This is a genomic window from Pseudomonas cavernicola (genome assembly GCF_003596405.1).
GTDB classification, from domain to species: Bacteria; Pseudomonadota; Gammaproteobacteria; order Pseudomonadales; family Pseudomonadaceae; genus Aquipseudomonas; species Aquipseudomonas cavernicola.
The window spans coordinates 1,620,933-1,631,000 of the sequence record NZ_QYUR01000002.1 but is presented as its reverse complement, the minus strand read 5'-3'; the positions used below and the strand labels follow the sequence as shown (position 1 = coordinate 1,631,000).

Here is a 10,068-nt window from a genome sequence, read left to right as displayed (position 1 = left end):
CGCGAAGCGACGCCCGCAGGGTGGGTTAGCCGCGACGGCGGTGTAACCCACCATCGATGCCGACAAGCATCGCCCTTGGCCGCCCCATCCGCCTCGTCGCTTACAGCTTTTATTTTACCAGTGTGCGCCATTCGGCATGCGCCGAGGTCTTGCCGGTAACCAGGTCGAAGTAGGCTTTCTGCAACTTCTCGGTGACCGGACCACGGCGACCGATGCCAATCTGCCGGCCATCGACTTCGCGGATCGGCGTGACTTCGGCGGCGGTGCCGGTGAAGAAGGCTTCGTCGGCGATGTACACCTCATCACGGGTGATGCGCTTCTCGACCACCTTGATGCCCATCTCGTCGGCCAGGGCCAGGATGGTGTTGCGGGTGATGCCATTGAGGCAGGAGGTGACCTCCGGGGTGTACACCACGCCGTTCTTGACCAGAAAGATGTTCTCGCCCGAACCCTCGGCCACGTAGCCTTCGGTATCCAGCAGCATGGCCTCGTCGGCGCCGCCTGAGATGGCTTCCTGCAGGGCCAGCATCGAGTTGATGTAGTTGCCGTTGGCCTTGGCGCGGGTCATGGAGATGTTCACGTGGTGACGGGTGAAGGAGCTGGTGCGCACCTTGATGCCAACCTGCAGGGCTTCATCACCCATGTACGCGCCCCAGTTCCAGGCCGCGACGATCAGGTGCACCTTCAAGCCGGTGGCACGCAGGCCCATGGCTTCAGAGCCGTAGAACACCATCGGGCGGATATAGGCGCTTTCCAAGTTGTTCTCGCGCACGGCGGCGCGGGTCGCCTCGTTGACTTCTTCTTTCGAGAACGGAATCTTCATGCCCATGATGTGGGCCGAGTCGAACAGCCGATCAGTGTGTGCCTGCAGGCGGAAAATCGCCGTGCCTTGCGGGGTATCGTAGGCACGCACGCCTTCAAATACGCCCATGCCGTAATGCAGGGTGTGAGTCAGCACATGGGTGGTGGCATCACGCCACTGGACCATTTCGCCGTCATACCAAATCACGCCATCACGATCGGCCATCGACATAATTTTGCTCCTCAAGAATTCTGTACAGCCAACGGTCGCCTATAAAAACTACGGCGCGTGGCGGCCCTTGGGCAATTTGAGCGAGCCGCCAGACGGCTCGCCGGAATCATCAACTCAGCCCTAACTCGCGCCAGATCCGCATCACTTCCCGGCGCTCGAGGTGAAACTGCTCGCCGCTGACGATGCCCGCCTGCTTCTGCAGGGCCAGGCGATGGGCCGCTGCGCGATAGGCCTTGTAGACCTCCCGCAGCAGGGTGGCATCTGCGCCTGGGATCAACCCGGCATGCTCCAACCCTTCTAGAATGCGGATGTTATCGGTGTACTGCAGCAGCGCTGGATACTCGCGCGACCAGGCTAAGGCGGCGTATTGCACCATAAATTCGATATCGACGATACCACCGGCGTCCTGCTTCAGATCGAACGGTGCCGCGGCCTCGAAGGCATTTGCGGCGGTGCCGGCGGCCGTTTCCTTGGAACCGAGGTTGTCGCGCATCTTCGCGCGCATCTCACTGACTTCCACCCGCAGCTTATCGAGGTCACGTGCCCGCCCGAGCACTTGCGCGCGCACCTGCTCGAACGCCGCGGCCACACGTGGACAGCCGACCAACACGCGCGCGCGCACCAGCGCCTGGTGTTCCCAGGTCCAGGCTTCGTTTTCCTGGTAGCGCTGGAAGGCACCGAGCGAGCTGACCAACAGACCGGAAGCGCCCGACGGACGCAGGCGCATATCGACCTCGTAGAGCTGGCCGGAAGTGGTCTGGGTGGTCAGCAGATGGATGATGCGCTGCCCCAGGCGGTTGAAGAACTGCGCGCCGTCGATGGGTTTGGCGCCATCGGTTTCCGCCTGCGGATCGCCATCGTGAATAAACACCAGGTCCAGGTCCGAGCCATGGCCGAGTTCGAGACCACCGACCTTGCCGTAACCGACGATGATGAAGTCCGGGTCGCATAAGCTGCCATCGGTACGCCGCGGGGTGCCGCTTTTCGCCACGGTCTGGCGCCAGGCCAGCGCCAGCACTTGCTCGAGGATCGCCTCGGCCAGCCAGGTCAGGTAGTCGCTGACCTTCATCAGCGGCAGGGTTCCGGCGATCTCCGAAGCGGCCACCCGCAGGCGATGGGCCAATTTGAAGTGGCGCAGCGCCTCCATCTGCTGTTCCAGGTCATCCTCGGGGATACGCGTCAGCCGCTCGCGCAACTCGGCGGCCAGCTCCGGTGCCAAGGGCGGCTTGAACAGGCGCCCTTCGTTAAGCAACTCATCGAGCAACAACGGGAAACGGGTGATCTGCTCGGCGATCCACGGGCTCGCCGCGCACAACGTCAGCAGGCGCAGCAAGGCGCTGGGATTTTCCGTCAGCAACACCAAGTAGGCCGAACGCCGCGCCACCGCCTCGATCAGCGGCAACACCCGCTCCAGCACCAGATCCGGATTCTCGCGCTCCACCGCCTGCGCCAGCAGCCGTGGAATAAAGGCATCCAGCCGCTCGCGACCGAGACGCTGCATGGCCCGCACCTGATTGCTGGCGCGCAACCCGGCCAAGCGCTGCCAGGCCGACTGCGCCTCGGCAAAGCCGGCTTCGCTCAGTTGCCGGCAGGCGGTCTCTTCATCCAGCGCATCCTCCCACAGCGGCAACCACTCGCCACCAACGCAGACCGCCGCCTCAGCCCCCTCTTCCTCGTCTGGATCGGCGATGACCTGACGGAAGTGCCAGTCGACCCGCCCACGCCAGTACATCAACCGCTCGTGGAAAGCCTCCCAGCTGTCAAACCCCATGATGAAGGCGACCCGCGCACGGTCTTCGCGGTTGTCCGGGAGCATCTGCGTCTGCCGGTCGGCAATCGCCTGCAGGGCATGCTCGGTGTAGCGCAGAAACTCATAGCCGGCGCGCAGCTCTTCGATCACCGCTGGCGGTAGGTAGCCCTGGCCTTCGAGGGTTCTGAGCACGCTCAGCAACGGCCGCTGTTGCAGGCTGAGGTCGCGACCGCCGTGGATCAGCTGGAAGGCCTGGGCGATAAACTCGACTTCGCGGATGCCGCCAGAGCCGAGCTTGATGTTCTCGGCCATGCCTTTACGGCGGACTTCCTGCTGGATCAGCAGCTTCATCGCGCGCAAGGCTTCGATGGCGGAAAAGTCCAGATAGCGCCGATAGACGAACGGCCGCAGCATCTCCAGCAGTTGCGCGCCGGCGACCTGATCGCCCCCGACCACCCGCGCCTTGATCATCGCGTAGCGCTCCCAGTCGCGGCCCTGATCCTGGTAGTACTGCTCCAGCGCATTGAAGCTGAGCACCAGCGCACCAGCCGAGCCGTACGGGCGCAGACGCATGTCGACGCGAAAGACGAAGCCGTCGACGGTGATCGCATCCAGCGCCTTGATCAGTCGCTGACCGAGACGGATAAAGAACTCCTGGTTATCCAGCGAGCGCTTCACCCCTTCGGTCTCACCCCCTTCCGGGTAGGCGAAGATCAGGTCGATATCCGAAGACAGGTTCAACTCGACCGCGCCGAGCTTGCCCATGCCGAGCACGACCATCTGCTGTACCTGCCCGGAACGCCGGCCGATTGGCGTGCCGAACTGCGCGCAATGCCGTGGGTACAGCCATTCGTAGGCCAGATCGATACAGGCGTCGGCCAAATCGGACAAATCGCGACAGGTTTCCAGCAGATCAGCCTGGCGGGTGATATCGCGCCAGATGATCCGTAGCTGCTGGCGATTGCGCAAACGTCGCAGGCGCCGCCCCAACTCATCTTCATCGGCGCACTCGGCCAACGCTGCGTTCAACTGGGTGCGCAATTCGCCGGCCTGCAGTGAGCGCTCCAGTTCGCCGCTGTCAGCCAGCGCCAGCAACATTTCCGGATCACGTAGCGCCTGCTCGATGACAAACTCGCTTGCCGCCGTCACCCGCTCGAACGCCGCCAGTCGCGCCACCGGCCAAGCGGCCAGACGCTGCGTAGCTTGCGGGGACAAATCATCGACCGCGGCGCGAAACGACTGCAGCGCACGACTGACAAAAGACTCAAACGAAGCCGGCAAAGCGGCGAGCGAGGGCAGGCTCATGATCTATCCTGTGATCGGCGTACTGCTGGCGATTCAACCCGCCAACTGTCGCAACCTTGTAGTTTTACTACTAAAGAATGTGTCGAGGGGGCTGAAACGGCCGTCGATTTGTAGTAAAACTACACGAGGCCGGTCCTACCCCCGGTAAATCCAAGAATTCACGTCGCCCGCCCAAAAGGCCGGCCGCGAACCTAGGCTCCCGATTCTGGAAGCCTTTCCGCCCTGGAGCAAGCCATGCAAGACCTCGATCCCGTCGAAACCCAGGAATGGCTGGACGCGCTTGAATCCGTCCTCGACCGTGAAGGTGAAGACCGCGCGCACTATTTGATGACCCGCATGGGCGAACTGGCCACCCGCAGCGGTGCGCAGTTGCCCTATGCGATCACTACGCCCTATCGCAACACAATCCCCCTCACCCACGAAGCACGCATGCCTGGCGACCTGTTCATGGAACGCCGCATTCGCTCGTTGGTGCGTTGGAACGCAATGGCCATGGTCATGCGCACCAACCTGAAGGACCCGGATCTGGGCGGTCACATCTCCAGCTTCGCGTCCTCGGCGACCCTGTATGACATCGGTTTCAACTACTTCTTCCAGGCGCCGACCGAAGAGCATGGCGGCGACCTGATCTACTTCCAGGGCCACGTCTCGCCCGGCATCTATGCCCGCGCCTTTATGGAAGGGCGGATCAGCGAAGAGCAGCTGGACAATTTCCGTCAGGAAGTCGATGGCCAGGGCCTGTCGTCCTATCCGCACCCCTGGTTGATGCCGGACTTCTGGCAGTTCCCGACCGTGTCCATGGGCCTTGGCCCGATCCAGGCGATCTACCAGGCGCGTTTCATGAAGTACCTGGAGCACCGCGGCTACATCCCGGAAGGCAAGCAGAAGGTCTGGTGCTTCCTCGGTGACGGCGAGTGCGACGAACCGGAAGCTCTCGGCGCCATCTCTCTGGCCGGCCGCGAGAACCTCGACAACCTGATCTTCGTGGTCAACTGCAACCTGCAGCGCCTCGACGGCCCGGTGCGCGGCAACGGCAAGATCATCCAGGAACTGGAAGGCGTGTTCCGTGGCGCCCAGTGGAACGTCAACAAGGTGGTCTGGGGCCGCTTCTGGGATCCGCTGTTCGCCAAGGACGAGGCCGGCCTGCTGCAGGCCCGGATGGATGAGGTGGTGGACGGCGAGTACCAGAACTACAAAGCCAAAGACGGCGCCTACGTGCGGGAAAACTTCTTCGGCGCGCGTCCGGAACTGCTGAAGATGGTCGAAGACCTCTCCGACGACGAGATCTGGAAACTCAACCGGGGCGGCCACGACCCCTACAAGGTCTATGCGGCCTACCACCAGGCGGTCAATCACAAGGGTCAGCCGACCGTGATCCTGGCCAAGACCATCAAGGGTTACGGCACCGGTGCCGGCGAAGCGAAGAACATCGCGCACAACGTGAAGAAGGTCGATGTCGAGAGCCTGAAGCTGTTTCGCGACCGTTTCGATATCCCGATCAAAGACGAAGAGCTGGAGAAGCTGCCGTTCTTCAAACCCGAGCCAGGCAGCGCCGAGGCCCGTTACCTGGCCGAGCGCCGCAGCGCCCTCGGTGGTTTCGTGCCGCAGCGCCGCGCCAACAGCTTCAGCATCCCGACGCCACCGCTGGACACCCTCAAGGCCATCCTCGATGGCTCCGGCGACCGCGAGATCTCCACCACCATGGCCTTCGTGCGGATCCTCTCGCAACTGGTCAAGGACAAGGAACTTGGCCCGCGCATAGTGCCGATCATCCCGGACGAGGCGCGTACCTTCGGCATGGAAGGCATGTTCCGCCAGCTCGGCATCTACTCCTCGGTCGGCCAGCTGTATGAGCCGGTGGATAAGGACCAGGTGATGTTCTACCGCGAGGACAAGAAGGGGCAGATCCTCGAGGAAGGCATCAACGAGGCGGGTGCCATGTCCTCGTTCATCGCCGCCGGCACCTCGTACAGCAGCCACAATCAGCCGATGCTGCCGTTCTACATCTTCTATTCGATGTTCGGCTTCCAGCGCATTGGCGACCTGGCCTGGGCCGCAGGCGACAGTCGCACCCGCGGCTTCCTGATCGGCGGTACGGCCGGGCGCACCACGCTGAACGGTGAAGGTTTGCAGCACGAAGACGGTCACAGCCACATCCTGGCTTCGACCATCCCCAACTGCCGCACTTTCGACCCGACCTACGGCTACGAGCTGGCGGTGATCATCCGCGAAGGCACGCGGCAGATGATCGAAGAGCAGCAGAACGTCTTCTACTACATCACCGTGATGAACGAGGCATATGTCCAGCCCGCCATGCCGGCCGGTGTCGAGGAAGGCATCATCAAGGGCATGTACCTGCTGGAAGACGACAAGAAAGAGGCGGCCCACCACGTGCAGTTGCTCGGCTCCGGCACCATCCTGCGGGAAGTGCGCGAAGCGGCGAAGATCCTGCGGGAAGAGTTCAACGTCGGCGCCGATGTGTGGAGCGTCACCAGCTTCAACGAACTACGCCGCGAAGGCCTGGCCGTGGAGCGGCGCAACCGCCTGCACCCGGAACAGAAGCCCCAGCAGAGCTATGTCGAGCAGTGCCTGAGCGGCCGCCAGGGCCCGGTCATCGCCTCCACCGACTACATGAAGCTGTTTGCCGACCAGATCCGTCAGTGGGTCCCGAGCAAGGAATACAAGGTGCTCGGCACTGACGGTTTCGGCCGCAGCGACAGCCGCAAGAAGCTCCGACACTTCTTCGAGGTCGACCGCTATTGGGTCGTGCTCGCAGCCCTGGAAGCCCTGGCCGACCGTGGCGACATCGAACCCAAGGTGGTGGCCGAGGCCATCGCCAGGTTCGGCATCGACCCGGAAAAACCTAATCCCCTGGACTGCTGAGGAGACGCATTGTGAGTGAACTAATTCGCGTACCCGACATCGGCAGCGGTGAGGGTGAAGTTATCGAGCTGATGGTCAAAGTCGGTGATCGTATCGAGGCCGACCAGAGCCTGCTGACCCTCGAGTCGGACAAAGCCAGCATGGAAATCCCCGCGCCCAAGGCCGGGGTGATCAAGAGCCTGAAAGTGAAACTGGGTGACCGCCTGAAGGAAGGCGACGAACTGCTGGAGCTCGAAGTCGAAGGCGCCACCGCGGCACCGGCTGCCGCTGCCGCGCCAAAAGCCGAGGTCGCACCCGCTACTGCCCCGGCCAAAGCTGCAGAGCCGGCGGCTGCCCCGGCTGTCGTTGCGACTGAATCGGTGCAGGACATTCACGTCCCAGACATCGGCTCATCCGGCAAAGCCAAGATCATCGAATTGCTGGTCAAGGTCGGCGACACGGTTGAAGCGGATCAGTCGCTGCTGGTGCTGGAATCGGACAAAGCCAGCATGGAGATTCCTTCGCCGGCATCTGGCGTGGTGGAAAGCCTGAGCGTCAAGCTGGACGACGAGGTCGGCACCGGCGACTTGATTCTGAAACTCCGGGTAGCTGGCGCTGCAGCGCCAGTCGCACCCGCACCTGCACCTGCGGCCAAAGCCGAGGCGCCAGTACCGGCAGCCGCAGCCCCGGTCGCCAAAACCGAGCCGGCGCCGGTTGGCGCACCGAGCCGCGAGGGGCGCCGAGTTCACGCTGGCCCCGCCGTGCGTCAGTTGGCCCGCGAGTTTGGCGTCGAGTTGGCGGCCGTTAGCGCCACCGGCCCGCACGAGCGCATCTTGAAAGAAGACGTGCAGGCGTACGTCAAAACCATGATGCACAAGGCCAAGGAAGCACCGGCCGGCGCAACGGGTGGCGCGGGCATTCCGCCGATCCCAGAGGTCGACTTCAGCCGCTTCGGTGAAATCGAAGAAGTGCCGATGACCCGCCTGATGCAAGTGGGCGCCAGCAACCTGCACCGCAGTTGGCTGAACGTTCCGCACGTGACGCAGTTCGATTCGGCCGACATCACCGAACTGGAAGCCTTCCGCGTCGCGCAGAAAGCCGTGGCCGAGAAAGCCGGCGTGAAGCTGACCGTGTTGCCGCTGCTGCTCAAGGCTTGCGCGCACCTGCTCAAGGAACTGCCGGACTTCAACAGTTCGCTGGCACCGTCGGGCAAGGCCATCATCCGCAAGAAGTACGTCAACATCGGCTTTGCCGTGGACACCCCGGAAGGTCTGTTGGTGCCCGTGATCAAGGACGTCGACAAGAAGAGCTTGCTGCAACTGGCGGCCGAAGCCGCCGAACTGGCGGAAAAAGCCCGGACCAAAAAGCTCTCCGCCGACGCCATGCAAGGCGCCTGCTTCACCATCTCCAGCCTCGGCCACATTGGCGGCACCGGTTTCACGCCGATCGTCAATGCGCCGGAAGTGGCGATCCTTGGGGTGTCGAAAGCCACTATCCAGCCGGTCTGGGATGGCAAGGCGTTCCAGCCCAAGCTGATGCTGCCGTTGTCGCTGTCCTATGACCACCGGGTGATCAACGGCGCCGCCGCCGCGCGCTTTACCAAGCGCCTCGGCGACGTGCTGGGGGATATCCGCACGCTGTTGCTGTAAAGCTTAAGTTTTACTTTCGAGCATGCCACGCTCGTACCTCAGCCCCGCCTTTGGCGGGGTTTTTTTTGCGGCTAAAAACGGGGTTCCACGAATTACTGGGGACGATAGGGATTGACACCGGTTAGGCAAGAGGGTGTTGTCTTGTCGTTTGGTGTCATTGGGCGCTTGCCGTGCTGGCTGACAGTCCGGTTTCGCCCTGCTGGGCGAGTCACTTTTCCCAGCCGCGGGAAAAGTAACCCAAAGCGCTTGCCCCGGCATCCGGCCCGCCTGCGGCGGGTTCCCTCGCTCCATCGTTGCTCCAGGGGCCCGCCGCGAAGGGCCATCCCTGGCCCATCGCGGCTCTCGCGGCATCCCTGCCGCTCAACCCCCTCCACAACGATTCCACTCGGCCTCCTGAAGGGGCGCTGTCCCCGCCCGAGCTTATGTACAAATCCACCAGGCAGCAGGAGGCTTCAGGTTTTCATACGACTTGCAGGCGACACCCCGAATCCCCGTCAGGAGGCCGAGTGGAGGTACTGCGGAGGGGGACGCGACGACTGCATGGATGCAGGAGGTAGGGCAATGCCGGGAGCAATTGCCGAGGCAGGACGCCGAGCGAGGCACGAAGGGACAGGGACGTCCCTTCGTGGCGTGCCGCCGAAGCAGTGCCGGAGGGAGGGGAGGCTGAGCGTAGCGAAGGCCCGGATGTCGGGGGGCGCTTTCTTTTGCTTACTTTTCTTTTCGCATAAAAAGAAAAGTGAGGCGCCCGAGGGGGCGCAACCAGAAGCATCAGCCAGCGCGATAAAGTGCCCGGGCACGGCTTCAAGGCCAACAAACAGCAGGGCTCTTGCGACCCTCTGACCTATCCGGCGTTAACCGCCACCCCGAAACTCCGTGAAGCGCCCAAAACCGGGGCCCGGCAGACGGTCTTCTTAAGGCTAAAAACCTCTACCCTAGCCTTTCTGCAGATTACGCAACAGAAAGGACAGCGCCTTGGCCAGTTCCGCGGCGCCGTCATGGTCACGCCTGATACTCAACCACGGGCCGCCATCGGCCGGGTTCATGAGCACACATACCTGCCCAGTCAACGGGCAGTCGTAACGGATATAGGGATCGAGGCCGAACACCGATAAGCGCTGATTGCGCACCACCAGGGCCATGCCCTGCGCAGCGCGGGTTTGCTCATGGACCATCAGTTCGCCCGGGCCACTGACGTTTAGCTGGTAAACCAAATCATGCCGATTGCTCTGGCCGACCTGATAGGCCGCGCGCACCGCATAGCGGTTCAGCAGCTCATTGCTGTGGGCCAGCAAGGCTTTGCGCTCATCAGTCGTCTTGTAGAAGCGTTTCAACTCGCTCAAAAAGCGCGCCTGCTCCGCACCGTTGAGTGCCGCTGGCTCAGCCGCCTGCAGCGCCGGCGTGGCCAGCAATGTAGTGAATATCGCCAAAGCTCCCAGCCGCCTTGTCAGTCTCGATCGCATGATGCACCC

Annotated in this window: 5 protein-coding genes; 2 read left to right on the top strand and 3 right to left on the bottom strand. The window is 62.8% G+C overall.

Annotation, left to right across the window (positions count from 1 at the left end):
- Window positions 1-109: 109 nt before the first annotated feature.
- On the bottom strand, window positions 110-1,033 hold the full coding sequence (locus tag D3879_RS07935) for a branched-chain amino acid transaminase (protein ID WP_119953504.1): 924 nt from the start codon (window positions 1,031-1,033) through the stop codon (window positions 110-112).
- A gap of 109 nt (window positions 1,034-1,142) precedes the next feature.
- Window positions 1,143-4,088 (bottom strand): bifunctional [glutamate--ammonia ligase]-adenylyl-L-tyrosine phosphorylase/[glutamate--ammonia-ligase] adenylyltransferase, encoded by a 2,946-nt coding sequence (gene glnE / locus D3879_RS07930; RefSeq protein ID WP_119953503.1) that lies wholly within the window; start codon window positions 4,086-4,088, stop codon window positions 1,143-1,145.
- 234 nt (window positions 4,089-4,322) lie between these two features.
- On the opposite strand from glnE, the gene aceE reads away from it, so the two are divergent.
- Both aceE and aceF read left to right on the top strand, forming a co-directional pair.
- Window positions 4,323-6,971 carry a pyruvate dehydrogenase (acetyl-transferring), homodimeric type gene (gene aceE / locus D3879_RS07925; RefSeq protein ID WP_119953502.1) on the top strand — a complete coding sequence of 883 codons (2,649 nt, stop codon included), beginning with the start codon at window positions 4,323-4,325 and terminating at the stop codon, window positions 6,969-6,971.
- 11 nt (window positions 6,972-6,982) lie between these two features.
- Window positions 6,983-8,599 carry a dihydrolipoyllysine-residue acetyltransferase gene (gene aceF, locus D3879_RS07920; protein ID WP_119953501.1) on the top strand — a complete coding sequence of 539 codons (1,617 nt, stop codon included), beginning with the start codon at window positions 6,983-6,985 and terminating at the stop codon, window positions 8,597-8,599.
- A gap of 932 nt (window positions 8,600-9,531) precedes the next feature.
- On the opposite strand, the gene D3879_RS07910 is transcribed toward aceF, so the two are convergent.
- Window positions 9,532-10,059, bottom strand: a complete 528-nt coding sequence (locus tag D3879_RS07910; protein WP_119954924.1) for a hypothetical protein — start codon at window positions 10,057-10,059, stop codon at window positions 9,532-9,534.
- Between the last annotated feature and the right edge of the window lie 9 nt (window positions 10,060-10,068).